This window comes from Acidimicrobiia bacterium (genome assembly GCA_041393965.1).
Classification (GTDB): domain Bacteria; phylum Actinomycetota; class Acidimicrobiia; order Spongiisociales; family UBA5794; genus UBA5794.
In genome coordinates, this window is record JAWKJB010000002.1 from 539,589 (window position 1) to 563,711 (window position 24,123).

A 24,123-nucleotide genomic window follows, 5' to 3' on the forward strand; every position below is an offset into this window, starting at 1 on the left:
CGTTCGCCACCATGTTCACCCGCCTGCGGTGGTTCCTGTACGGAGTGGTGGCCACGGTGATCGTCACGGGGCTGATCTTCCAGCGCGCACGAAGCATGAAGCAGCGACTCGACGCCGAAGGCGTTGCGAGGGTGCTTGCCGCCTACGGCGCGGATGTGATCGAGTACGCAGGTCGTCGCCTGCAACGATCCGCAGATCGGGACCCCGAGGGGTCGGGCTCGGGCCCGTAGGGCCGTATCAAAGCGGTCGCGTCTGCCAGCAGGGGCGTCGCTAACCTCTGCGCTCCATGGAGACCAACCTTGTCAGGAGCACCTTTCTCGACTTCTTCGAGGCGCGTGGCCACACGCGGGTCCATTCCGCGTCGCTGATTCCCGTTGATCCGACGCTGCTTCTCACGGTCGCTGGCATGGTGCCTTTCAAGCCGTACCTCCTCGGCGAGGAAGCACCGCCGTATCCACGCGCCGTCAGCTCCCAGAAGTGCATCCGAACCGCAGACATCGATGTGCTCGGCACCACGGCACGCCACATGTCGTTTTTCGAGATGCTCGGCAACTTCTCATTCGGCGACTACTTCAAGGAGACAGCGATACCGCTCGCGTACGAGCTCATCACGGAACAGTACGGGATCGATGCGGATCGACTGTGGTACACGGTGCATGTCGACGACGACGAAGCAGCCGAGATCTGGATCGATGGCGTCGGTGTCGATCCCCAACGCGTGCAGCGCACCGACCGGGACAACTTCTGGCACATGGGTGTTGCAGGACCGGCGGGACCCGACTCGGAGGTGTTCTACGACCGGGGCCCAGCCTATGGGGGCGATGGTGGTCCGGTCGTGGACGAGGAACGGTTCATGGAGATCTGCAACCTCGTGTTCATGCAGTATGTACAGGACGAGCCGTTCCATGTGGTCGGCGACCTCCCCTTGCAATCGATCGATACCGGAATGGGCCTCGAACGCATGGCAATGGTGCTCCAGGGCGTCGATTCGGTCTTCGAGACGGACACGCTACGGGCGATCATGGCCGTTGGTGAGCGCAGAACGGGCGTCGCCTACGGTGACGCCGAACCGACCGATGTTTCCTTGCGCATCCTCGCCGATCACGCCAGGGCGCTCACATTCCTGATCTCCGATGGCGTCGTCCCATCGAACGAAGGACGCGGCTACATCTTGCGGAGGCTGCTTCGTCGAGTCGTGAGACACGCACACCTGCTCGGAACCTCCGAACCCATCGTCCCTGCACTCGTCGATGCCACTGTCTCGGAGATGGGCCCGGCGTTTCCGGAGCTCGTCGCCCATGCCGATGCGATCAGGGACATGGCCGCGCGGGAAGAGGCAGGGTTCTCACGAACGCTCGCGGCCGGTGAACAGCTCCTCGACGACGCGATCAGCGGGATCGAGGAATCAGGCATCATCCCCGGCGACATGGCGTTCAGGCTCCACGATACCTACGGCTTTCCCATCGATCTGACCGTCGAGATCGCCGCCGATCGGGGCCTTACCGTGGATCGTGACGGTTTCGAACGGGCCATGGCCGCTCAACGAGAACGCGCGCGAACGGCGTTCAGGGCCGACCACGGTGGAGCAGACGCGGCGCGCTACCGCCGTGAGCTCGGATCCATCCATCAAACCGAGTTCGTTGGGTACGACCAGCTCGAAGCGCAAGCGACCATTCTCGGGCTTCTCGTCGAAGGGGAGTCGACCGAACGCGCAGAGCTCGGCACCCAGGTCGAGGTGTTCGTCGAGACATCACCGTTCTACGCAGAGTCCGGCGGCCAGGTCGGTGACACCGGCACCATCGCTACCGAAACCGGTCGGCTCAAGGTGCACGACACCCAGTTCGTGCTTCCCGGAGTGCACGGCCATCGATGCACCGTCGTCGACGGAACGGTGCGCAGAGACCAACAGGCGAGCCTCACCGTTGACGGGTCGCGCCGGGAGCGGATCCGCAAGAATCACACGGGAACACACATCCTCCACTGGGCTCTTCGGGACACCATCGGTGACCATGTCCATCAGGCCGGGTCGCTCGTTGCGCCGGACCGGCTCCGATTCGACTTCTCCCACTTCGATGCCGTCCGTCCCGACGAACTCGCCCATGTCGAACGCGAAGTCAACGAACGCATCATCGCGAACGAGGAGGTCACGACGATCGAGACCTCGAAAACAGAAGCCGAGAAGATGGGGGCAATCGCGTTCTTCGGCGACAAGTACGGTGAACGAGTCAGGGTGGTCAAGACGGGTGGCTTCTCCACCGAGTTCTGCGGCGGGACGCATGTTCCCGCAACGGGACAGGTCGGGCCGCTCGTGCTGGTGACCGAAGGATCGGTCGGCTCCAACATCCGTCGCGTCGAGGCATTGACGGGTTCCGCGGCCTACGAACACCTGAGCGGGCTGCGAGCCACACTCGACGAGGTCGCCGCAGCGTTGCGTACCCATCCGACGGGAGTCGTGGATACCGCCCGGTCACTCACCGAACGGCTTCGCGCAACCGAGGAGCGGCTTGGTGAGTTTGAGGAGCGTGATCGGGCAAGGCTCGCGTTGACGCTCGTCGATGACGCCGAAACGATCGACGGCACCATGCTCGTGTCGGGTCGGGTCGACGGCCTCGGCCCCGACGGTGTGCGATCGTTGGCATTCCAGGTCCGGGATCGTATCGATTCGGGGGTCGGCGTCATGTCCTCGGTCAGTGACGGGAAGGCCGCCCTCGTCGTTTTCGTCACCGACGATCTCGCCGATCGAGCGGTGTCCGCAGGCGCAATTGCGCAGGCCGGTGCGACCATCCTCGGAGGGGGAAGCTCTCGAGACCGGCGACTCGCCCAGGCCGGTGGGCCCAACACCGCTGCCATGGATGAAGCGTTGGCCGCAGCGACGGACGCGGCACGGACGGCCATCACGGCGTCATGAGAATCATCGGACTCGATCCCGGAGAGCGAAGGGTCGGGGTAGCAGTATCGGATCCGAGCGGTACCATCGCGTCGCCCGAGCGGTACATCGACACCGTGACCGAGGACATGGATCAGGAGCTTTTGGATCTGTGCGCCTCCAAGGACGCGACCCTGATCGTGGTCGGGCTCCCGATCAGCCTCGACGGAACGGAAGGCGTTGCCGCCACGAAGGCAAGAGCATTCGGCGAAAGGGTGCACGCGGTGACCGGAATCGAAGTGGTCTTTTCCGATGAACGATTCAGTACCCACACAGCCGAACGGGCCCTGATCGAAGGTGGGGTGCGCCGGTCGAAGAGACGAACAAGGCGGGATCAGGTTGCAGCAGCCGTGATGCTCCAAGCCTTCCTTGACCGGAGCAACCAGCGTGACGACGACTCCTGAACCCGCTCCGGCCCGCACCCGGAAACTGCTTCTCATCGGTGCGGGCGTCGTTGGATCGGTCGTGATCCTCGCTGTCGCCGCGTCCATCGTCGCGGGCATGGTCTCGTCCGGTGACACCGGCCCGACCACCGAGCCGGGTATCCCGGTGACGGTATCGATCCAACCCGGCGAGGCGGCATCGACCATCTACCGGACACTTGCAGACGCAGGCGTGGTCGCCTATGCCGCAATCGAACAGGCCGTTCACCAAGCCAACGCCGAGTCGTCGCTGCAAGCCGGAACCTATGCGTTGGAGACCGGAATGGACGCAGGGGAGGTTCTCCGTCTCCTCCTTGAGGGTGGGAACGCGCCTGAGAGCAGGACGATCACCATCGTCGAGGGCTGGACGGTTGCACGCATCATCGAGGAACTCGCCGACGCGACGGAGTTCACGGTCGACGACTTCGCTGAAGCTCTCAGCAACGGCGCCGTCACCTCGCCGCTGCTGACGAACGCCCCTGAGCAGGTGTCACCGCTGAGTCGTTGGGAGGGACTGCTGTATCCCGCCACCTATCAGATCCCCACCGGCGCCACGCCAGCAGCAATGCTCCAGACGATGGCCGACGAGATGGTTGCGCGATTCGAGGGGACCGACTGGGCGGGACTGCAAGACACCGACCTCTCGCGCTATGAGATCCTCATCATTGGTTCGCTGATCGAACGCGAGGCGGGAGTCGCCGAGGACCGACCGCTGATCTCAAGTGTCATCCACAACCGCTTGGCAACGGGTATGCGTCTCCAGATCGACGCGACCGTGATCTACGCCCTCGGAGGCAACCCCGGTCAGGTCCTCGCGAGCCATCTCGAGACCGACTCCCCATACAACACCTACCGGATCGATGGGCTGCCACCGACCCCGATCGGGACGGTGTCGACGGCGAGTCTCAAGGCAGCGATCGCACCAGCGGACACGGACTACCTCTTCTATGTGCTTGCGTCGACCGACGGTGCGCATGCGTTCGCGGTGACCTACGAAGAACACAAGGCCAATGTGGAGCGCGCCAAACGCGAGGGGATTCTCCCGTGAGGTTCGGCATCGTCGGTGACCCGGTGGATCATTCGCGGTCTCCGGCGATGCATGAGGCGGGGTTTCGAGCTCTCGGCATCGACGCCGTGTACGAGTTCCTTCCAACCCCGCCCGACCACTTCGACCGCATCATCGACGGTTTGCGATCCGGGCGACTCGACGGAGTCAATGTCACGATGCCGCACAAGCGTGCGGCGTTCGACGCCGTCGACGAGCACACGGTGGATGCGCAGCGATCGGGATCCGTCAACACCATCGTGTGCCGTAATGGCCGACTCGTGGGAGCAAACACCGATGTGGGAGGCATCACCGACGCGTTCGACACGGCCCGTATCCCGGACCTCGCACCCGTGCTCGTCCTCGGATCTGGGGGGGCAAGTGCGTCCGCCGTCGTCGCGCTCTGTGGTCGTGCCGTGTATGTGTCCGCTCGGAACCCCGCGGCGGCAACAGCGATGCTCGATCGGGTGCAGTGCCCCGGTGTTGTCGTGCGCTGGGGTGAAGGGGTCGCAGGATCGGCCATCGTGAACGCAACGCCAATCGGCATGCACGGTGAGTCCTTGCCGCGGCCGGTGCTCGGTGTTGCAAGTGGTCTGGTCGACATGGCGTACGGCCCCGAAGAAACCCCCGCGTGCAGGGCGATCCGACGCGGAGGTCTGCCGTGCGCCGACGGCCTCGATGTCCTCGTCGGCCAGGCGATCGGCGCATTTCGTCTGTTCACCGGCACGACACCAGACCGCGACATCCTCACGACCGCAGCGCGGGGGCTGGCCGGGGAGTGACCGAGCGCTCGGATGCCGGTCCCCACATCGAGTTCGCGGGGCCGTATGCTCGCAGCCATGCCGCTCATGCTTGCACTCGCCGTGATCGCAGGAATCGTCGCCGCTCGGTCCATCGTTGCGGCGGTCGATGCGCATCGCTGGGATGAGAAGGACCGCTGGTACGGCCCGGTCTGTGGCGTCTGTCGTAGCCCACTCGGCTTGGCGACGGTGCGGTGCCGGGCCAGCCACCATCGACAGCGGCTGGCAAACCCACTCATCATGGTTGTCACGCCGGTGCTGTCGGGCGCCTTGGTCGTCTCCCTCCCGACCTATTGGGTGTGGCCCGCCTACGCCGTATTCGCCTGGACGATGGTGCTGCTCACCGTTGTGGATCTCGACACCGAGCTCATCCCGAACCGCATGCTCGGACCCGCTTCGGTCATTTCCGGAGTGCTCTTGGTCGTCGGCTGGGTCGCCGATACCGGAGCTGGCTCACTCCTGCGTGCCGTTGCTGGCGCGGTCGGCTATTTCGCCGCCATGTACCTGCTCGCGGTGATCGCGAGGGGTGGCCTCGGCTACGGGGATGTGAAGCTCGCCGGCTTGATCGGGTTGTTCACCGGCTTCCTCGGCTGGCAATCCGTCCTCGCGGCCGGTTTCGGCGCCTTTCTCGTCGGTGGTCTCGTATCGATCGTGCTGCTCGCGCTCAGGATCCGGTCCCGCAAGGACACGATCCCCTTCGGGCCGTTCATGACCAGCACGGCGATCGTTGCGGTGTTGTGGTCCACTGAGATCGCGGCGTGGTACAGCTCCTGAGTTGCCTGGCACCACGACAGGACGCCTACGCTTCGCCCATGCTCAGGTTCATCACCGCAGGGGAGTCACACGGTCCCGGTCTCGTCGCGACCGTCGAGGGTCTCCCCGCAGGCTTGGAAGTGACGAGCGAGGGACTCAGCACCGAACTCGCGCGTCGACGGCTCGGGTTCGGACGGGGACCGCGGATGGCGCTCGAAGAAGATGAAATAGAGATCCTCGGAGGCGTCCGCTTCGGATCGACGCTCGGGGGACCCGTCGCGGTCCTGATACGGAACACCGAGTGGCCGAAGTGGCGGGCCCAGATGTCTCCCGATGCGGGCGAACGGGGCAAACGGGAAACGAAGCCACGGCCGGGGCATGCCGATCTCGTCGGCATGCTCAAGTACGACACCCATGACGCCCGCGATATCCTCGAGCGGGCATCGGCTCGAGAGACGGCCGCCCGCACCGTTGTCGGATACCTCGCCAAGCAACTCCTTGCGTCCATCAACATCCGGGTCGTGTCTCATGTCGTTCGGATCGGACAAGCGGCCGCCGACCCGGATGCGCCGCTCCCAGGGCCCGATGACCTCGATGCGGTCGATGCGTCGGCCGTTCGAGCGTTCGATCCTGCCACCGAAGCGGCAATGATCGAAGCGATCACGACGGCGGCCGACGCCAAGGACACGCTTGGAGGCGCTGCCGAGGTTCTCGGGTACGGACTACCTCCGGGGCTCGGGAGCCATGTCCACTGGGATCGTAAGCTCGACGGTCTCCTCGCCGGTGCCCTCATGTCGATCCAGGCCATCAAAGCGGTCCAGATCGGCGACGGCGTCGCACAGTCGCACATGACCGGCTCAGCTGCCCACGATGCCATCACCCGAGACGGGGAGGGCTTCGGCCGCCGGACCAACCGTGCGGGTGGTCTCGAAGGTGGGATCACGACGGGCGAAGTTCTTCGCGTGACGGTCATGATGAAACCGATCGCAACCGTCATGCGTCCGCTCGACACGGTTGATGTGGATTCCAAGGAGGCCGCCAAGGCGTTCCGCGAGCGCTCGGATGTCTGTGCGGTCCCAGCAGCAGGAGTCGTTGCCGAACAGATGACCGCGTATGTGCTCGCCAACGAAGTCCTGCGCACCTACGGCGGCGATACCGTCGGCGATGTCGTCGCAGCTGATGCCGCGTACCGCAGACGCATCTCGGAGTTCTGATCGTGCGCCATGTGTGGCTGATCGGGATGATGGGAACGGGCAAGACCACCGTTGGTGTGTTGGTCGCTGAGCAGCTGAAGCGCCCATTCATCGACCTCGACAACGAGATCATGATTGCGACCGGCAAGACCATTCCCGAGCTCTTCGCCGATGGCGAGGAGGTCTTCCGTCGCGCCGAGACAGCTGCTCTGCTCGAAGCCTCGGTGCAGCCGCCCTCGGTGATTGCAACGGGCGGAGGAGCCGTGCTCGCGCAGCAGAACCTCGATGCGATGGCAGCAACCGGGGTGACGGTCTTGTTGACCGCATCGACCGAGACCATCATGGACCGCCTTGCCCAGAGCCACACCAGACCGCTCGCTCGCGATGCGAAGGCGCTTGAGGCCATCGCAGCCCTGAGGACGGCTGTCTACCTCGAAGCCGCCGACCACGCAGTGACCACCGAAGGCAAAGATGCTGCGTCGGTCGCGAGGGAGGTGTTGGCATGCGTCGGTATGTGATTCAGAACGCACCCGCTGGCTCCTCAGCAATCGTTGTCGGGCGAGATCTGATCCCCTCCGTCGCCGCTGCCGTGGCAGAAGGCGGGTCCGAGCGAGCAGCGATCCTGTGCCAGCCCGCAACCGAGTCTCTTGCAGACCGTGTCGCCACCGCACTCTTGTCGCGTGGTGTCGACAGCCACGGATTCACGCTTCCCGACGGTGAAGCCGCCAAGCGTGTCGATGTCGTCGAGGATATGTACCGCAAGCTCAACGCCGCATCACTGACCCGCGACGATGTCATCGTCGCGGTGGGAGGAGGCGCACTCACCGACGCGGCCGGGTTCATTGCGGGGACCTTTCTGCGCGGCGTTCCTGCGATCTACCTCCCGACAACGATGCTGGGTGCTGTTGATGCCGCGATCGGCGGCAAGACCGGCATCAATGTCGACGGGAAGAACCTCGCCGGCCTATTCGTGCATCCACGGCATGTGTTCGTTGACATCGACACCCTCGATGGTCTGCCGAGGACCTTGCGAATGGAAGGCGCCGCGGAGGCCGTCAAAGCTGGGTTCATCGACGACATGGCGATCGTGGAGGCGTACGAGCGGTCCGGCATCGACGGGGTCGACCTCGAGGATGTTGTCAACCGGGCAATTGGCGTGAAGGTCGATGTCGTGAACGAGGACTTCACGGAAAAGGGACGAAGGGCAATCCTGAACTATGGGCACACGGTCGGGCACGCCGTTGAGACCGCCGCCGGAATCCCTCACGGTCATGCCGTCTCGATCGGAATCGCTGCCGCAGGAGCGGCATCAGCATTCGTCACCGGATTCGCGGGGGAGCAGCGACAACGGGACCTGCTGATGAGCCTCGGACTTCCTGTGGTTGCCCCAGCCGGAACGGAACGGGGTCGCGTCCGGGCGCTGATGGCACGGGACAAGAAGCGGGATGCGACCGGCCTCAGGATGGTCCTGCTTGAGGACTTCGGTTCCCCTGTCGTCGTTGCGGTCGACGACGCTACCGTACACGCCGCGCTCGGGGCTGTCGGACTTGCATCCGGGCCTTCCGCGGGAAAGGGAAGCGAATGATCTCGACGAATGATGTCAGGCCGGGCATGGCGCTCGATCTCCCCGAAGGGCTTTTCACGGTGACGGATCACCAGCATGTCAAGCCCGGCAAAGGGAAGGCGTTCGTTCGGATGAAACTGAAGAATGTGCGGACCGGCGCGGTCCTCGACCGGACCTTCCGCGCAGGCGAGAATGTTCCGAGCGCCAGAATCGATCGCCGCAACTTCACCTTCTTGTACCGGAACGATCTCGGTTTCCATGTGATGGACGAAGAGACCTACGAGCAAACGATGATCGATACGGACATCGTCGGTGGAGCCGCCGAGTACCTATCTGATGGGATGACCGTTCAGATCTCGATCCACGATGGGATCCCCATCGAGGTGGACCTTCCGCCGTCGGTCGAACTCGAGGTGACCTACGCCGAGCCCGGCGTGAAGGGAGACCGTGTGTCGGGCGCAACCAAGCCGGTGACGCTGAGTACCGGGAAGACCATCCAGGCTCCTTTGTTCGTCGAGCAGGGAGACATCCTCAAAGTGGATACACGGAGTGGTGACTACATCACGCGTGTGACATGAGCAGCGGCGACCGGGCATCGGCGCTCGGCGCCCTCTACGCCTTCGATGCCAGACCTCTCGAAGCTCTGGACGCCTCGGGACTCAGCCGCCGAGCTGGGCAATTCGCGCAAGGGACGGTGGAGCATCTCGACGCCATCGACGCTGCCATCTCCGCAGCGGCGGACACCTGGCGCCTCGAACGAATGGCCGCGGTTGACAGGAGCATCCTGCGGCTCGGGACCTTCGAGTTGCTGTACACCGACATGGCCGTCGGCATCATCATCAATGAGGCCGTCGAACTCGCCAAGGAGTACTCGACCGCGGCGAGCGGTGCGTTCATCAACGGCGTCCTTTCGACGGTCGCCGGACAGCGTGCCGAACGATCGGAACCCGAGTCGTAGTACAGTGTGGTCAACCGACCTTTAATGCGGTCCCGTGAGGCCGCCAAGGATGGAGCAGCCATGATGCAACTCTTCGCCAAACCGTGCCTCAGGGGGCACGGTTCTTTTTGTGTCTTTCCGACGCTCGACACCCCGGTCCTTCCATGCGAAGGGTGATGGACGAAGGCGATATCAACCGCGTGGTACGGCGTATCGCCAATGAGATCATCGAACGCAACCACGGCGTCGACAATGTGCTTCTGCTCGGCATACCGACCCGCGGCAAGCCGCTCGCGGAAAGGATCTGTGCGGTCCTGTGCGAGATCGAGGGAGTCACGATGACTGCCGGATCGCTCGATATCGGGATGTACCGGGACGACATCGACACGCGGCCGCGGACACGCTTGGGCCCGACGGACATCCCGCGGCCCATCGACGGCGCCGATGTGGTGCTCGTCGACGATGTGCTGTACACGGGAAGAACCATCCGTGCAGCACTTGACGCACTCGCCGACCTCGGGCGACCTGCCACGGTCCAACTCGCGGTCATCATCGACCGCGGTCATCGCCAACTTCCCATCAGGCCGGACTATGTCGGAAGGAACATCCCCACATCGGTGAGCGAGCATGTGTCGGTTCGGATCGTTCCCACTGACGACGAGGACGGTGTTTGGGTGAGCAGCGAGGTCCTTGCGTGAGGCATCTGCTCACGACGGCGACGCTCGATCGGGAGACGCTGACCTCGCTCCTCGACGAGGCTGATGGATTCCGTGAGGTCCTCAGCCGTCCCATCCCGAAGGTGCCCGCTCTGCGGGGCAAGACCGTCGCGATGATGTTCTTCGAGCCGTCGACCCGGACACGCATGTCCTTCGAGAAGGCGGCACGAGCGCTCTCGGCAGACACCGTGTCGTTCAGCCCCGGAATCTCGGCGCTTTCGAAAGGTGAATCGCTCAAGGACACCGCCCTCACCGTGCGAGCCATGGGTGTCGATCTGATGGTTGTTCGCCACAAGGCCACCGGCGCGCCGATGCGCCTCGCGGAGTGGCTGGACATCCCGATCGTGAACGGAGGCGACGGCGCCAACCAGCACCCGACCCAGGCGATCCTTGACTGCCAAACGATCCGCAAGCGATTCGGCACGCTCGACGGTCTCTGCATCGCGATCGTCGGGGATGTGCGCCACTCGCGCGTTGCGCGATCGAATGTGCAGGCCATGACCGCCCTCGGCGCCGATGTCACCCTCGTGGGACCACCGACGCTGCTTCCGGTCGACTTGGAAGGTTGGCCAGTGAAGACAACCGCCGACCTGGATGCAACGGTGCCAACGGTGGATGTTGTCTACCTCTTGCGTGTTCAGACAGAACGCGGTGGCGCATCGGTCTTTCCTTCGATCGCGGAGTATGCGCAGCGGTTCGGGATGACCAACCGCCGTTTCGCGGCGCTCGCCGACGATGCCATCGTCATGCATCCGGGCCCCATGAACCGCGGCGTCGAGATCGCACACGATGTTGCCGACCACGAGCGCGCCCTGATCCTCGATCAGGTTGCGAACGGCGTTGCAACCCGGATGGCGGTCTTGTTTGCCCTCCTCGGCGGTGATTCCGATGTATGACCTCATCCTTGGGGGCGGCTCGGTGGCCACCACCGGGGGTGTCGTCGTCACCGATGTGGCAATTGGTGAGGGCATGATCGTGGCAATGGGCGCGAACCTCGGCGAAGCCCACGAAGTCATCGACTGCTCGAACAGGTGGATCGGGCCCGCCCTCGTGGATCTCCACACGCATCTGCGCGAACCGGGACAGGAGTGGAAAGAGGACATCGCGTCGGGCTCAGCCGCTGCAGCAGCCGGCGGCTACGGCGCGGTGGTCGCGATGCCGAACACCGACCCTGCGATCGATGCGGGCCATGTCGCGCGATTCGTCAAGGACCGCGGGCGGGAGGTCGGTCTGGTGGATATCCAGCCTGCGGGTGCGATCACGATGGGGCGACGCGGCGAGGTCATGGCCCATCTCGACGATCTGTGGGCTTCCGGCGTCCGGATGTTCACCGATGACGGCGCTTCGGTTGCCAATGCCGCGCTCCTTCGTACGGCCATGGAGTATGTCTCTTCACTCGGCGGCGTCATCGCCCAGCACGCGGTCGATTCCGACCTCGCCGCTGCGGGCCACATGCACGAAGGCTCCGTGTCGTCACAACTCGGAATGTACGGAATCCCGCGACAGGCCGACGACATCGAAATCACCCGGGACCTTGCCCTCGTCGAGATGACCGGTGTCACCTACCACCTCCAGCATGTATCGACGGCCGGAGGTGTCGAAATGATTCGAGAGGCGAAGCGTCGGGGCCTTCCGGTGACGGCGGAAGTGACCCCGCACCACCTCGCGTTCGATCACACCGATGTTGCCACAACCGATTCGAACTTCAAGGTCATGCCGCCCCTGCGCGACGAGGCGGATCGTGCGGCGCTCGTTGCCGGTCTCAGCGACGGTACGATCGATGCGATCGCGACCGATCACGCTCCCCACGCAGCCCTCGAGAAGGAAGTGCCGTTCGAAGAGGCGCCCCACGGCATCCTTGGCCTCGAATGGGCGATCTCGGTCGCCATCGGCGTGGTCGGCCTCGACCAATCATCGCTGTTTGACCGCATGGCCGTTGCACCGGCATCCATCGCGGGCCTCGACGAACACGGCCACCTGCTTGCCGAGGGGCGAGCAGCGACGCTCACCGTCATCGACCCTTCCGAACGCTGGACACCGGTGAGGACCCGCTCCAAGAGCCGCAACGCCCCCTATCTCGGGCGGGAGTTGACGGGAAGGTCACGGCTGACCCTGTTGCGCGGTGTTGTGACGCATCGAGCGGATCAATGAACGGGACACAGCCCGGGATTCTCGCCACCGCGGACGGTACGGTGTTCCGGGGAACGGCGAACGGTGCCCGAGGTGTCGCCGTCGGTGAGGCCGTCTTCAACACATCGATGACCGGCTATCAGGAGATCCTCACCGATCCCTCCTACGCCGGGCAGGTTGTGGTGTTCACGACGCCACACATCGGTAACTACGGCAGCAGCGAAGATGACGAACAAGCGGCACGGGTGCACGCCCGCGCGGTGGTGACCCGATCGCTGAGCAGGTCTTCGTCGTCGTGGCGATCGGATCAGCCCTTCGACGAATACCTCGAGGCCAGGGGAACCATTGCCCTCAGCGACATCGACACACGGCGCCTCACGAGACATCTCAGGGAGCATGGCGCGATGCCCGTCGCCGTCGGATCCGACATCGACGAGCGCGAGCTCACCGAACTCGCAGCCTCGGCACCGACCATGGAGGGTCAGGATCTCGTCGCGTCGGTGACCACCGTCGAACCGTACTGTCAGGAAGCGACAGCGCCGAAGCGTGGAACGGTGGTGGCATACGACCTCGGCATCAAGCGCGATATCACCCGCAGCCTGGCAAGCCACGGTCTCGATGTCACCGTCGTCCCAGCGGGTACTTCGGCGTCGGAGGTCATCGCCATGGCGCCGGACGCCGTGTTCCTTTCGAACGGCCCGGGGGATCCCGAGCCACTGACCGATTCGATCAGGGCCGTGCGCGGACTCCTCGGACAAGTACCCCTGTTCGGAATCTGCCTCGGGCACCAAGTTCTCGGTCTCGCCCTGGGAGCAACCACCTTCAAACTCCCGTTCGGCCACCACGGCGGAAACCATCCGGTGCGTCGACTCGACGACGGCAGCGTCGCCATCACCGCCCAAAACCACGGATTCGCCGTGGACCTGTGGTCGCTGACCGACACAGCACGGCCTACTGCGGGTCGACTCCCGGGGAGCGATCTTCTGCCGGACCTTGTGAACACCGACTTCGGGATCGTCCGGCCGACCCATCAGAATCTGAACGACGGGACGAACGAGGGGCTCCGATGCTTGGAGGTCGCTGCGTTCTCGGTGCAATACCATCCCGAAGCCGCACCCGGTCCTTCGGACGCGAGGGGTCTGTTCGGCGATTTCGTCGCCATGATCGAAGGCCATCGTGCCGCAGCGGACTGACCTGGGGTCGATCCTTGTGATCGGGTCTGGCCCGATCATCATCGGACAGGCATGCGAATTCGACTATTCGGGAACCCAGGCGGTGAAAGCCCTTCGTTCCCGGGGACATCGGGTCGTCTTGATCAACTCGAATCCGGCCACCATCATGACCGATCCCGAATTCGCGGATGCGACCTACATCGAACCGATCACCGCCGAGTTCGTCGAGGCGGTCATGCGCAAGGAGCGCCCCAACGCCGTCCTCCCAACCCTTGGGGGCCAGACGGCGCTCAATGTCACCGTGGAGCTCGCCAAGGCAGGGATCTTCGACGAACTCGGAGTCGAACTGATCGGCGCATCACTCGACGCCATCGAGATGGCCGAAGATCGCGGACGATTCAAACAGGCCATGGAAGGTGCCGGAATCGCGACGGCCCGGGCTCGGTATGTCACTTCGGTCGAGTCGGCGCTCGAAGCGGTGGCTGAGCTCGGCTTTCCGGCGATGGTGCGTCCCAGCTACATCCTCGGGGGTGGTGGAACCGGTCTTGCCCACGATGAGGCGGCATTCATCGACATCGTCACCAACGGCATCGCCACAAGCCCCGTGGGGGAGGTGCTGATCGAAGAATCGGTGTACGGCTGGAAGGAGTTTGAGCTCGAGGTCATGCGCGACGGCGCCGACAACGCTGTGGTTGTGTGCTCGATCGAGAACCTCGACCCGATGGGGGTCCACACCGGTGACTCGATCACGGTCGCTCCCGCGATGACGCTGTCCGACCGTGAGTACCAGGCAATGCGGGACGAGGCAATCGCGTGTCTGCGGATCATCGGCGTCGAAACGGGCGGTTCCAATGTTCAGTTCGCGGTCGACCCACGAACCGGACGGCGCATCATCATCGAGATGAATCCGCGGGTGTCACGGTCATCGGCGTTGGCATCGAAGGCAACCGGGTTCCCAATCGCCAAAATCGCTGCGCTCCTCGCCGTTGGGTTCACGCTCGATGAGATCGCGAACGACATCACCGGAGCCACACCCGCATCGTTCGAGCCCGCGCTCGACTATGTGGTGGTCAAAGCGCCTCGGTTCGATTTTGCCAAGTTCCCGTCGGTTCCAGCCACGCTCGGGACCTCCATGCAGTCCGTTGGGGAGGCGATGTCGATCGGGCGAACCTTCCCCGAGGCTCTCCAAAAGGCACTGCGAAGTCTCGAGACGGGCCGTGCCGGGCTCAACGCCGACCCAGGGGAGGCCCCGCTGCGAGAGGCCGACACGGACACGCTTGTCGCGAGCTGCGCAATTCCGAGCCCCGGCCGGATCTTCGAGGTCGCCGAGCTCCTCCGGAGGGGGGAGACCCCTGGACGCCTCGCCGAGCTGACCGCGATCGATCCCTGGTTCATCGACCAGATTGCCCAAATCGTCGAACTGCGCTACGCATTGGAAGGACAGCACCCGAGTGCCGAACTGATTCGCGTTGCCCGTCGGATGGGTTTCTCGGATCCCCAGCTTTGCTACCTGTGGCGAATCAGCCCGGACACGCTCGCGACCCTCACTGCCGGGGCGAACTCGGGTGTGACCTACAAGACGGTCGATACCTGCGCCGCCGAGTTCACAGCCGAGACTCCCTACTTCTATTCGACTCATGAAGATGAGTCCGAAGTGCCTGCCCCGGGCGATCGAACGGTGATGGTCCTCGGATCGGGCCCGAATCGAATCGGCCAGGGAATCGAATTCGATTACTGCTGCGTGCATGCAGCGTTCGCAATCGAGGAGGCGGGCTACGAAACCGTGATGGTCAACTGCAACCCCGAAACGGTCTCGACGGACTACGACATTTCGACCCGCTTGTATTTCGAGCCGCTGACGATTGACGATGTCATGGCGATCGTTGCGGTCGAGCGACCCCGGGCCGTGATCGTTCAGCTCGGCGGGCAGACTCCTCTCGGCCTTGCACGAGCACTGGAGGATGCTGGCGTGCCGATCGCCGGGACTTCTCCGACTTCCATCGACATGGCCGAGGACCGCGAGCAGTTCTCTTCTCTGTGTGAACGGATCGGGATCAGTCAGCCACCGAACGGAACGGCCACATCGATGGCCGAGGCCCAAGATGTGGTCGATCGCATCGGTCTTCCTGCCGTCGTTCGCCCTTCCTATGTGCTTGGCGGACGGGCGATGCGCATTATCTATTCGATCGAAGAGCTTTCCGGGTATCTCGCCGAGTTCTATGGAGCGGTGCAAGGCGGAGGGCTCGATCTTTCCGAGGCGCCCTTGTTGATCGATCGGTTCCTCGAATCGGCGGTCGAGGTCGATGTTGATGCAATCTACGACGGCACCGAGCTGTACATCGGCGGCATCATGGAACATGTCGAGGAAGCAGGCGTCCACTCGGGCGACTCTGCGTGTGTCGTCCCACCTCCCACACTCGGCCCCGAAGCGATCGCGACCGTGACGGAGCAGACGCGGCTTCTCGCAGAGGCTCTGTCGGTCCGGGGCCTTGTCAACATCCAGTTCGCGATCAGGGGCGACGATGTGTTCGTCCTCGAGGCGAATCCACGAGCGTCGCGGACGGTGCCGTTCATCTCGAAGGCAACAGGGGTTCCTCTTGCGAAACTTGCCACCTGGGTGATGCTCGGCGAGTCCTTGGAGGATCTCCGTGCCGCGGGGAGGATTCCGGCGGCCACACCGCGACCCGCCTACACAGCCGTCAAGGAGGCCGTGCTTCCCTGGAAGCGCTTTCCGCGTGAGGACACCCTGCTCGGACCTGAGATGCGAGCGACCGGTGAAGTTATGGGCATCGGAGCCACGGCCGGGATCGCATACGCGAAAGCCCTGCGCGGCGCAGGCCACTTCGTGCCCGATACCGGTGCTGCCTTCATCTCGCTCGCCGACAGGGACAAGACGGTTGGGGTCGAGATCGGGCGAATCCTCGCCGCCCTCGGATTCAAGCTCTATGCCACCCACGGAACGGCCGGGCATCTCGCCCGTCATGGCATTCCTACCACCCATGTTGACAAGGTCGGAGAAGGCGCATACGACCCGGTTCGTCTGATCGAGGAGGACCGGATCGACCTTGTCGTGAACACACCCGCTGGCGGCAAGGCGAGGGGAGATGGTCGTCTCATCCGGCTTGCAGCCAACCGCCACGGTATTCCCAGCGTGACGACCGCCCAGGGCGGCCTCGCCGTGGCGAGGTCGATCAGGGCGACGAGGGAAGCTCCGTTGTCGGTTGTGAGCCTCCAGGACCACCATCACGGAGCGGGAGTCACATGATGGACCTTTCGGTCGAACTCGGTCCTGTGCGGCTTCGGTCCCCCCTCATTGCGGCATCGGGAACGGTTGGAAGCGTTGTCGACCTCGACGAGACGGTCGACTGGTCGGTGTACGGCGCTGCCGTCGCCAAGTCGGTCTCGCCAGACCCGTGGCATGGGCGGCCGCCGCCAAGGATGGCTCCAGCCGGTGGGGGCATGCTGAACGGCATCGGCATCCAGAACCCCGGCATCGAGGTCTGGCTCGACGAGTACGGCGAGGCGGTTGGGGAGGCACCGGTTCCCGTGTGGGGGAGCGTCGTCGCGCACGACATCGACGGTTTTGCCACGGTTGCCGCAGCGATGACCCGAACGAGGGTGCAGGCGATCGAGATCAACCTCTCGTGCCCCAACCTGGATGGGATGCCGTTCGCGCTCGATCCGAAGGCATCACGCGAGGTCGTGGGGGCGGTTCGCACGGTGACCGATCTGCCGATCGGGGCCAAGCTTTCGCCCGATGCGCACCCGATCGGCGCCGTCGCCGAAGCAGTCGCCGACGGCGGCGCGGACTGGCTCGTGGTTGCCAACACCGCGAGAGGCGCAGGATTCGACCCCGAAAGCCGCCGTCCGCTCCTGTCGGGGGTCATCGGGGGCTACTCGGGTGACGCCGTGCGACCCTTGGGACTGCGATGCGTCATCGAAACGGCCCAAGCCGTGCCGGATCTTCCCGTCATCGGATGCGGAGGGGTGTCTTCGGCTGCCCATGTCGTCGAGTACCTCCTCGCCGGCGCATCGGCGGTCGCGATCGGCACCGCGCACCTCGCGCAGCCGCGCATCGGCCGCAAGATCACCCGGGATTTCCTTCGGTACGGAAAGAGGCACGGTGTCGGGGCTGTGTCAGAGCTTCGAGGAGCGATGGTGCCGTGGTGACGCCGAACCCGATCATCGTGGCGCTCGATGTGTCAACCGCGTCAGAGGCTGTCGAGCTCGCCGAGCGGCTCGCTCCGGTGGTCGGTGCGTTCAAGGTCGGGCTCGGTCTTCTCCACGGACCGGGACCCGGGGTCATCGACACCCTGGTACGGGTGGGCCTCCCGGTCTTCGCGGATGCCAAGCTCCACGACATCCCGTCCCAGGTCGAACGAGCCGCCGAGCGGCTCGGTTCGCACGGTGCCCGATGGGTGACGGCCCACATCTCCGGAGGTGCCGACATGCTGCAGGCTGCCGTCGAGGGTCTTGCCCGTGGTTCCGGCCACGCGCAAGCGGGCATCCTCGGTGTCTCGGTCCTGACCTCCCTCGATCAACATGCCCTTGAACGAATCGGGATCCCGCGCACCAGCGGGCAGCTTGTCGGCAAGATGTCGAAGGTGGCTGCCGCCGCGGGGTGTGAAGGAGTGGTGTGTTCCCCCGAAGAGATCAATGTCGTGCGACAGTCGGCTCCGGGGCTGATTCGGGTGACACCGGGCATTCGCCCCGATGCCACCGACGACGACCAGTCCCGGACGGCGACACCGGAGGCAGCGATCGAGCGCGGAGCGACGATGCTCGTTGTCGGGAGACCGATCGTCGGCGCCGCGGACCCTGTTGCTGCCGCTGAGGGGATCCTCGAGCGGATTGCTGAGGGCCGCTCCGCCCAATGAGTACGATGACGACATGACCCGATCAAACAACCCACCCCACATGACCGATGACCAACGGGCGGCGGCCCTCGAACGGGCAGCACTCGCGCGACGGACAAGAGCCGAGATCAAGGCACTCCTCAAGACGAGCAGCCTCACATTCCAGGATGTTCTCGACCGGGCAGAAGGTGACGATCTCGTAGCGGGCACCCGGGTGAAAGCCATCGTGGGTTCGATGCCCGGCATGGGAAAGATCACCACCATCCGACTTCTGGAAGAGATCGGTATCGCCGAGAACCGCACCCTGCGCGGGTTGACACCGAGGCAGACGAAGGACCTCCTTGCCCGATTCTCCTGAAGGTAGGCTCATCGTCATTTCCGGACCTTCCGGCGTTGGCAAGACAAGCATCGTCGAAGCCGTGCTCGCCCGAACCAACGCACGATTCTCCGTTTCGGCGACGACTCGGGAGCCAAGACCAGGTGAGGTGCAAGGGGTCGACTACACCTTCTTGACACCGGCAGCATTCCGCGCGATGCGCGACCGAGGCGACATCCTCGAATGGGCGACCTACGGTGGCCACTTCTACGGTACACCCCGCGCGGCGGTCCTTCCCATCATCGAAACCGGCACCGATGTCGTCCTCGACATCGAAAACGAAGGCGCCCGCCAGATCCGGGACGCCTACCCCGATGCACTCATGATCTTCATCCGGCCACCGACGCTCCATCACCTCGCCGAGCGCCTTGCACGGCGGGGAGACACCTCCCCATCAGACATCGACAAACGCCTCGCCGTCGCCGATGAACAGATCGTCGAAGCCGGGGCGCTGTACGACCACATCGTCACCAATGACGATCTGGCGACGACCATCACCGAGGTGCTCGATATACTGAGGCAACCGCGGCGCACCCCGTAGACTGCGATACGCGAGCGTTTGCTGCGAACAGGAGTTCAACATGATGCTAGAGCCACCCATTGGCGCGGTCGTCGAAAAGACGCAGTCGCGCTTCGGGCTCGTGATCCTGTCAGCGCGCAGGGCGCGGCAAATCAACGCCTATTTCCACGAACTGGGAGCCGGTCAGTTCGGCTATGTCCCGCCACAGGTCCACTCGCTGTCCCGCAAGCCACTGTCGATAGCCCTCGAGGAGATCGTCGAGGACAAGGTCGTTGTGGCTCCAGCCGAGGAGTAGCTCATGCTCGCCGGGCGACGCATCGTCCTCGGCGTCACCGGGGGTGTCGCTGCGTACAAGGCGGCCTACCTCGCCAGACGACTGGTCGAACAAGGTGCGTCGGTCCGCGCCGTCATGACACCCGCCGCCACCGAGTTCCTTGGTGCCGCGACCCTCTCGGCACTCACGGGCAACGAACCCGTCGTCGACCTGTTCGCCGACGCCGACCCTTCACCCCACACGACCCTCGCCCAATGGGCAGATGCGGTTGTTGTTGCTCCGGCGACAGCGGCAACCATCGCGAAATTGGCGGTGGGTGAATCGTCGAATGCACTTCTGGCGACACTGCTCGCCACGACCGCTCCGATCGTGATCGCCCCCGCGATGCATACGGAGATGTGGGAGCACGACGCGACTCAATCGAACCTCGCGACACTTCGCCGCCGCGGCTGTGTCATCGTTGAGCCCGAATCCGGGGACCTGACGGGAGGCGATGTCGGTATCGGACGACTCGCCGATCCGGAGGTCATCGTCGCCGCGGTCGTGTCGGCACTGTCGCAGGGGCCCCTTGCAGGGGTGCGTGTGATCGTCACGGCAGGTGGGACCCGGGAGGCGATCGATCCGGTGCGATTCATCGGCAACCGATCGAGCGGCAAGATGGGCAACGCCATCGCGCGTGCCGCAGCCGCAAGAGGTGCGTCGGTGACGCTCGTGACCGCGGCAGAGGACCCCGGGATCAGCGGTGTTGTGGCCGTCACCGTCGAGTCAGCCGACGAAATGGCTGACGCTGTGTGGTCACGCCTCGGAGCCTGCGACATTGCGGTGATGTCGGCGGCTGTTGCAGATTTCAAGCCGAAACAACGCGGAGCTGTCAAGTGGAAGCGTGCCGATGGCGTACCGACCATCGAACTCGTCCCGACACCCGATGTGCTCAAGGGAGTTCACGAGTCCGACACCCGGCCCTTCCTTGTTGGGTTCGCAGCCGAGACCGGAAGCCTCGAAGACGCTGCAGCGAAGGCCAAGCGGAAGGGCGTTGATCTCCTTGTCGCAAACGATGTGTCGGCAGAGGGCTCCGGATTCGGGACCGATACGAACCAGGTGACCATCTTTCGCGCCGATGGTTCGTCACGAGAGCTCCCGCTCCTCGACAAGGACGCGGTGGCCGACGCACTGTGGGACGAAGTGCAGACACAGTGGGGCGGAGCCTGATCTCGGCGCCAGACGAGGCGGAAGTCGCGTGTCAGGTGGTCCCGGAGATCCCGTCGTTCTCCGTCGACGATGGGTTCACCTATTCGGTGCCGCGGGGGATGTCAGTTTCGGTCGGTTCACGCGTGCGGGTGCGGGTTTCGGGTCGTCGTCTGACGGGATATGTCACCGCGGTCCTTCCAAGGCCCACCAACCGACGATTGCTTCCCGTCGACAAGGTGTCCGGGAATGCCTCCGTCTTCGATGAGGGCCTTCTCGCGGTCTGTCGCTGGGCGGCCGTCCACTATGTGGCCCCGCTCGCGACCGTCCTTGCGCGCACAAGCCCGCCGAATGTGCCCCGGCGCTCAAGCCAGCCGGAAAGGGGGCCGACCCCGGGACCCACCGGGCGGCTGCCGTATCGTGTCAGTCGCGCCCCCCATGTCGAGGCGGTGGAGGCTTCGCTTGGAGAGCTTGGCGAGGGGCGAAGCCGGATCGTCATCGTCCCGTCATCGGAGGAAGCGATCGTGCTGGCCGAGCAACTCCGGGGCAAGTTCCCGAACGGTGTCGAGGTGGCGACCTCGGCGATGTCGGATGCAACCGTGACACGGGCGTGGGGCGCAGCAGCACACGACCCGGACACGATCCTCGTTGGTACCCGTGAGGTCGCGTTGTGGCGGGCAGCTGGTGGCGGGGCATGGGTGATCGTCGAGGACGGGAGGCGGGTGATGAAGTCTCCGTCGACGCCGACGATGCACGCGAGGGATCTGGTCATGGCTCGGCGGCGACATGTTCGGACACCGGTCGCGATGATCGGGCCCGTTCCGACACTCGAGGCACTCGCGTACGGAGTCGAGATCGTGGCGGATCCCGGTCGGTCGTGGGGGCCCGTCGAAGTGTTCGACCGTACCCGAGAACCGCCGAGCCCCCACTTCGTGACCGAACACGCCAGGCGGGCGATCCTTGCGGTTCTTCGGAGCGGACGGAGGGTGTTCGTGCTCGTTGGCGTCAGGGGGTATGCCCCAGCCTTCCGATGCGTGGCCTGCGGATCGCTCCGACGGTGCTCGGCATGTGGGACCGCAGCCGCCGACAAGGGCGCATGTCGGCGCTGTGGGAACGAGCTCGGCAGGTGTGCTGGCTGTCGAGGCATCCGGTTCGCCCCTCTCGGGGCGGGTATCGGTGCGATCGTCGACGAGATCGCGGGATTCGCAGGGCATGCCGCCGTTGGGACGGCTGAGGATCCTGCGGCGATCCTCGTCGGGACCGAACGCGACCTCATCGGTCTGGCATCGGTCGGTCTCGGTCTCGTCGTTGATGCCGACGGTATGGTCGGGGCACCTCATTTCCGAGCCGCAGAGGACACGCTTCGCCTCATTGCACGACTTGCCAATCGGGTGGGTGGTCGTCACGACGCCAGAACCATCGTCCAGACCTCGGATCCCGATCATCTCGTCTTGAGCTCGTTGCGCGAGGGGCGATTCTCGGCGTTCGTGCGCGCCGAGCAGGCCGCCCGCCGAGCCGCCAGATTTCCGCCGTACGGTGAACTGATTGCGATTGAGGTTGCGAACTCGCCGGAGGCCGATCAGCGTATCAGAGCAGCGTGCGAGCCGACGGCGACGGTCCGCGGGCCGGCGCACATGCGGGATCGCGAACGCTGGTTGGTTCACGGCAATGACCTCGCCGAGGCGCGCCTTGCATTGCGCGGTGCCGTCGACGCGCTCCGCGCAAGTGGGGCGAGGGTTCGGATCGACGCCGATCCCATCGACCTGTGAACCACGATCGGCGTGCAAGAGGGCTGCCCTGTTCGTTGCAACATCGGTACCCTGCCCGCCATGGCGATCTACCCGATACGCACCTTTCCCGACCCGGTTCTCGCGATGCAGGCGTCCGATGTCGGGGTCTTCGATGATGCGCTCGCGAAGCTGGTGGATGACATGTTCGCCACGATGTACGACGCCCCCGGTGTTGGGCTCGCCGCTCCACAGATCGGCATCTCGAAACGGATCTTCGTCGCCGATGTCGGGGAGAGCCCGTTCGTTATGGTGAATCCCGAGATCGTCGAGCTTCGCGGCACATGGAAATACGAGGAGGGTTGCCTGTCGGTGCCCGGCCGCTACTGGCTGATCAAGCGAGCCGACTATGCGAGAGCTGTTGGCATGGACCTCGACGGAAGCCCTGTGAGCTTCGAGGGTGAGGAACTCATGGGTCGCGTCCTTCAGCACGAGATCGACCACCTGAACGGAACGCTCCTTCTCTCCCATCTGGATCGGCGCACCCGCAACGAGGTCCTTGCGGAACTGAGGTCCGGTCATTCCAGCACGCGAGAGCCTCTCTGATGGGGGCGATCTTCCTCGGGACACCGGCCGCGGCTGTTCCGAGCCTGTGCGCCCTTGCCCAGGTTGCCGACATCGAGCTGGTCGTGACCCAGCCGGACAAGCCCGGGAAGCGTTCGAGGATGGGGATCCCACCACCGGTGAAGACCGCCGCGCACCAGTTCGGCTTTCCCGTCGCGCAACCCGCCACGAGTGCCGAGCTCGACGCCGTGATTACCCGAAGCATGGCGACCTTCGGCCTCGTGGTGGCCTACGGCAGGATCCTCACCGAGGGAGTGCTTTCCCGCCTGCCAATGGGTTTCCTCAATGTCCACTTCTCACTGCTTCCTCGATGGCGCGGGGCCGCGCCGGTCGAGCGCGCGATTGCTGCTGGGGACGAAACGACCGGGGTCACCCTGATGCGTATCGATGAAGGTCTCGACACGGGCCCGGTCCTCGCGGAGCGAGCCACCGACATCGCTCCGGACGAAACCGGCGGAACGCTCACGGCTCGGCTCGCTTATCTCGGAGCAAGGCTCGTCGATGACGCCGTTCCGGACTACTTGCGGGGTCGACGGCTTCCCGTTCCCCAAATCGACACGGGAACAACCCACGCGGCGCGGCTCTCACGGGATGAGGCAAGGCTTGTGAGCTCGACGGGCGTCGTTGAGGCGGAACGGTCGATCCGTGCCTTCAATCCCCGGCCGGGTGCATGGATCGTCACTGATGCCGGAGAGATCAAGATCCATCGAGCATCGATCACCGACCGTCCGGCCCACCTCCCGGGATCGATTCGGATGGTCGACGCTGCACCGGTTCTTGCTCTTGCCGACGGTGGGCTCCGACTCGTGAGGGTGCAACCACAAGGGAAGGAATCGATGGATGGTGCCGACTGGATGCACGGTCGGCGTGTCGACCAGCTCACGGTCATCGATCGCTGAGGGC

25 protein-coding genes are annotated in these 24,123 nt (G+C 64.6%); all 25 read left to right on the forward strand.

The annotated features are described in order from the left end of the window. Positions 1 to 11: 11 nt before the first annotated feature. The 25 genes from R2823_07435 to fmt all read left to right on the forward strand — a co-directional run bounded on the left by R2823_07435 (position 12) and on the right by fmt (position 24,119). Entirely contained in the window at positions 12 to 230 is a 219-nt protein-coding gene (locus R2823_07435; protein ID MEZ5176021.1) for a hypothetical protein, read from the forward strand. 56 nt (positions 231 to 286) lie between these two features. Further along, the gene (gene alaS / locus R2823_07440) at positions 287 to 2,908 is read left to right on the forward strand and encodes an alanine--tRNA ligase (GenBank protein MEZ5176022.1); all 2,622 of its coding nucleotides are present in this window, start codon (positions 287 to 289) and stop codon (positions 2,906 to 2,908) included. Beyond that, entirely contained in the window at positions 2,905 to 3,330 is a 426-nt protein-coding gene (ruvX, locus tag R2823_07445; GenBank protein MEZ5176023.1) for a Holliday junction resolvase RuvX, read from the forward strand. The genes alaS and ruvX overlap by 4 nt, the downstream gene beginning before the upstream one ends. Beyond that, positions 3,314 to 4,396, forward strand: a complete 1,083-nt coding sequence (gene mltG, locus R2823_07450; GenBank protein ID MEZ5176024.1) for an endolytic transglycosylase MltG — start codon at positions 3,314 to 3,316, stop codon at positions 4,394 to 4,396. Before ruvX ends, mltG begins: the two co-directional genes overlap by 17 nt. Beyond that, on the forward strand, positions 4,393 to 5,175 hold the full coding sequence (locus tag R2823_07455) for a shikimate dehydrogenase (protein MEZ5176025.1): 783 nt from the start codon (positions 4,393 to 4,395) through the stop codon (positions 5,173 to 5,175). The genes mltG and R2823_07455 overlap by 4 nt, the downstream gene beginning before the upstream one ends. 57 nt (positions 5,176 to 5,232) lie before the next feature. Continuing rightward, on the forward strand, positions 5,233 to 5,967 hold the full coding sequence (locus tag R2823_07460; protein MEZ5176026.1) for an A24 family peptidase: 735 nt from the start codon (positions 5,233 to 5,235) through the stop codon (positions 5,965 to 5,967). A 38-nt stretch (positions 5,968 to 6,005) separates the two neighbouring features. Next, on the forward strand, positions 6,006 to 7,160 hold the full coding sequence (aroC, locus tag R2823_07465; GenBank protein ID MEZ5176027.1) for a chorismate synthase: 1,155 nt from the start codon (positions 6,006 to 6,008) through the stop codon (positions 7,158 to 7,160). A 2-nt stretch (positions 7,161 to 7,162) separates the two neighbouring features. Beyond that, complete coding sequence (locus tag R2823_07470) at positions 7,163 to 7,657, forward strand: shikimate kinase (protein MEZ5176028.1); 495 nt, start codon at positions 7,163 to 7,165, stop codon at positions 7,655 to 7,657. After that, positions 7,642 to 8,724: a 3-dehydroquinate synthase family protein gene (locus tag R2823_07475; GenBank protein MEZ5176029.1), complete on the forward strand. Its 1,083-nt coding sequence runs from the start codon at positions 7,642 to 7,644 to the stop codon at positions 8,722 to 8,724. The genes R2823_07470 and R2823_07475 overlap by 16 nt, the downstream gene beginning before the upstream one ends. Next, positions 8,721 to 9,281 (forward strand): elongation factor P, encoded by a 561-nt coding sequence (gene efp / locus R2823_07480; protein MEZ5176030.1) that lies wholly within the window; start codon positions 8,721 to 8,723, stop codon positions 9,279 to 9,281. The genes R2823_07475 and efp overlap by 4 nt, the downstream gene beginning before the upstream one ends. Further along, positions 9,278 to 9,661 carry a transcription antitermination factor NusB gene (nusB, locus tag R2823_07485; protein MEZ5176031.1) on the forward strand — a complete coding sequence of 128 codons (384 nt, stop codon included), beginning with the start codon at positions 9,278 to 9,280 and terminating at the stop codon, positions 9,659 to 9,661. Before efp ends, nusB begins: the two co-directional genes overlap by 4 nt. Before the next feature lie 143 nt (positions 9,662 to 9,804). After that, positions 9,805 to 10,338, forward strand: coding sequence for a bifunctional pyr operon transcriptional regulator/uracil phosphoribosyltransferase PyrR (pyrR, locus tag R2823_07490; protein ID MEZ5176032.1), 534 nt, complete (start codon positions 9,805 to 9,807; stop codon positions 10,336 to 10,338). Continuing rightward, positions 10,335 to 11,252, forward strand: a complete 918-nt coding sequence (locus R2823_07495; protein MEZ5176033.1) for an aspartate carbamoyltransferase catalytic subunit — start codon at positions 10,335 to 10,337, stop codon at positions 11,250 to 11,252. Before pyrR ends, R2823_07495 begins: the two co-directional genes overlap by 4 nt. After that, complete coding sequence (locus R2823_07500; protein MEZ5176034.1) at positions 11,245 to 12,507, forward strand: dihydroorotase; 1,263 nt, start codon at positions 11,245 to 11,247, stop codon at positions 12,505 to 12,507. The genes R2823_07495 and R2823_07500 overlap by 8 nt, the downstream gene beginning before the upstream one ends. Next, complete coding sequence (gene carA / locus R2823_07505; GenBank protein ID MEZ5176035.1) at positions 12,504 to 13,679, forward strand: glutamine-hydrolyzing carbamoyl-phosphate synthase small subunit; 1,176 nt, start codon at positions 12,504 to 12,506, stop codon at positions 13,677 to 13,679. Before R2823_07500 ends, carA begins: the two co-directional genes overlap by 4 nt. Next, positions 13,663 to 16,923: a carbamoyl-phosphate synthase large subunit gene (gene carB / locus R2823_07510; protein ID MEZ5176036.1), complete on the forward strand. Its 3,261-nt coding sequence runs from the start codon at positions 13,663 to 13,665 to the stop codon at positions 16,921 to 16,923. Before carA ends, carB begins: the two co-directional genes overlap by 17 nt. After that, on the forward strand, positions 16,920 to 17,828 hold the full coding sequence (locus R2823_07515) for a dihydroorotate dehydrogenase (protein ID MEZ5176037.1): 909 nt from the start codon (positions 16,920 to 16,922) through the stop codon (positions 17,826 to 17,828). Before carB ends, R2823_07515 begins: the two co-directional genes overlap by 4 nt. After that, on the forward strand, positions 17,822 to 18,535 hold the full coding sequence (gene pyrF, locus R2823_07520) for an orotidine-5'-phosphate decarboxylase (protein ID MEZ5176038.1): 714 nt from the start codon (positions 17,822 to 17,824) through the stop codon (positions 18,533 to 18,535). The genes R2823_07515 and pyrF overlap by 7 nt, the downstream gene beginning before the upstream one ends. 13 nt (positions 18,536 to 18,548) lie before the next feature. After that, the gene (gene mihF / locus R2823_07525) at positions 18,549 to 18,872 is read left to right on the forward strand and encodes an integration host factor, actinobacterial type (protein ID MEZ5176039.1); all 324 of its coding nucleotides are present in this window, start codon (positions 18,549 to 18,551) and stop codon (positions 18,870 to 18,872) included. Then, positions 18,856 to 19,431, forward strand: a complete 576-nt coding sequence (gmk, locus tag R2823_07530; protein MEZ5176040.1) for a guanylate kinase — start codon at positions 18,856 to 18,858, stop codon at positions 19,429 to 19,431. Before mihF ends, gmk begins: the two co-directional genes overlap by 17 nt. Before the next feature lie 40 nt (positions 19,432 to 19,471). Next, positions 19,472 to 19,705 (forward strand): DNA-directed RNA polymerase subunit omega, encoded by a 234-nt coding sequence (gene rpoZ / locus R2823_07535; GenBank protein MEZ5176041.1) that lies wholly within the window; start codon positions 19,472 to 19,474, stop codon positions 19,703 to 19,705. Positions 19,706 to 19,708: 3 nt separating this feature from the next. Then, a complete protein-coding gene (coaBC, locus tag R2823_07540) occupies positions 19,709 to 20,893 on the forward strand; it encodes a bifunctional phosphopantothenoylcysteine decarboxylase/phosphopantothenate--cysteine ligase CoaBC (protein MEZ5176042.1) in 1,185 nt (394 codons plus the stop codon). Then, the gene (locus R2823_07545; GenBank protein MEZ5176043.1) at positions 20,878 to 22,638 is read left to right on the forward strand and encodes a hypothetical protein; all 1,761 of its coding nucleotides are present in this window, start codon (positions 20,878 to 20,880) and stop codon (positions 22,636 to 22,638) included. The genes coaBC and R2823_07545 overlap by 16 nt, the downstream gene beginning before the upstream one ends. Before the next feature lie 60 nt (positions 22,639 to 22,698). Continuing rightward, complete coding sequence (gene def, locus R2823_07550) at positions 22,699 to 23,202, forward strand: peptide deformylase (GenBank protein ID MEZ5176044.1); 504 nt, start codon at positions 22,699 to 22,701, stop codon at positions 23,200 to 23,202. Further along, positions 23,202 to 24,119: a methionyl-tRNA formyltransferase gene (fmt, locus tag R2823_07555; protein ID MEZ5176045.1), complete on the forward strand. Its 918-nt coding sequence runs from the start codon at positions 23,202 to 23,204 to the stop codon at positions 24,117 to 24,119. Before def ends, fmt begins: the two co-directional genes overlap by 1 nt. The last annotated feature ends 4 nt before the right edge of the window (positions 24,120 to 24,123 follow it).

Excerpts from the sequence above, each read along its gene's own strand:
- R2823_07435 (MEZ5176021.1), top strand. The coding sequence starts at position 12 with ATGTTCACCCGCCTGCGGTGGTTCCTGTACGGAGTGGTGGCCACGGTG.
- alaS (MEZ5176022.1), top strand. The coding sequence starts at position 287 with ATGGAGACCAACCTTGTCAGGAGCACCTTTCTCGACTTCTTCGAGGCG.
- ruvX (MEZ5176023.1), top strand. The coding sequence starts at position 2,905 with ATGAGAATCATCGGACTCGATCCCGGAGAGCGAAGGGTCGGGGTAGCA.
- R2823_07460 (MEZ5176026.1), top strand. The coding sequence starts at position 5,233 with ATGCCGCTCATGCTTGCACTCGCCGTGATCGCAGGAATCGTCGCCGCT.
- aroC (MEZ5176027.1), top strand. The coding sequence starts at position 6,006 with ATGCTCAGGTTCATCACCGCAGGGGAGTCACACGGTCCCGGTCTCGTC.
- R2823_07475 (MEZ5176029.1), top strand. The coding sequence starts at position 7,642 with ATGCGTCGGTATGTGATTCAGAACGCACCCGCTGGCTCCTCAGCAATC.
- efp (MEZ5176030.1), top strand. The coding sequence starts at position 8,721 with ATGATCTCGACGAATGATGTCAGGCCGGGCATGGCGCTCGATCTCCCC.
- nusB (MEZ5176031.1), top strand. The coding sequence starts at position 9,278 with ATGAGCAGCGGCGACCGGGCATCGGCGCTCGGCGCCCTCTACGCCTTC.
- pyrR (MEZ5176032.1), top strand. The coding sequence starts at position 9,805 with ATGCGAAGGGTGATGGACGAAGGCGATATCAACCGCGTGGTACGGCGT.
- R2823_07500 (MEZ5176034.1), top strand. The coding sequence starts at position 11,245 with ATGTATGACCTCATCCTTGGGGGCGGCTCGGTGGCCACCACCGGGGGT.
- carA (MEZ5176035.1), top strand. The coding sequence starts at position 12,504 with ATGAACGGGACACAGCCCGGGATTCTCGCCACCGCGGACGGTACGGTG.
- R2823_07515 (MEZ5176037.1), top strand. The coding sequence starts at position 16,920 with ATGATGGACCTTTCGGTCGAACTCGGTCCTGTGCGGCTTCGGTCCCCC.
- mihF (MEZ5176039.1), top strand. The coding sequence starts at position 18,549 with ATGACCCGATCAAACAACCCACCCCACATGACCGATGACCAACGGGCG.
- rpoZ (MEZ5176041.1), top strand. The coding sequence starts at position 19,472 with ATGATGCTAGAGCCACCCATTGGCGCGGTCGTCGAAAAGACGCAGTCG.
- coaBC (MEZ5176042.1), top strand. The coding sequence starts at position 19,709 with ATGCTCGCCGGGCGACGCATCGTCCTCGGCGTCACCGGGGGTGTCGCT.
- def (MEZ5176044.1), top strand. The coding sequence starts at position 22,699 with ATGGCGATCTACCCGATACGCACCTTTCCCGACCCGGTTCTCGCGATG.
- fmt (MEZ5176045.1), top strand. The coding sequence starts at position 23,202 with ATGGGGGCGATCTTCCTCGGGACACCGGCCGCGGCTGTTCCGAGCCTG.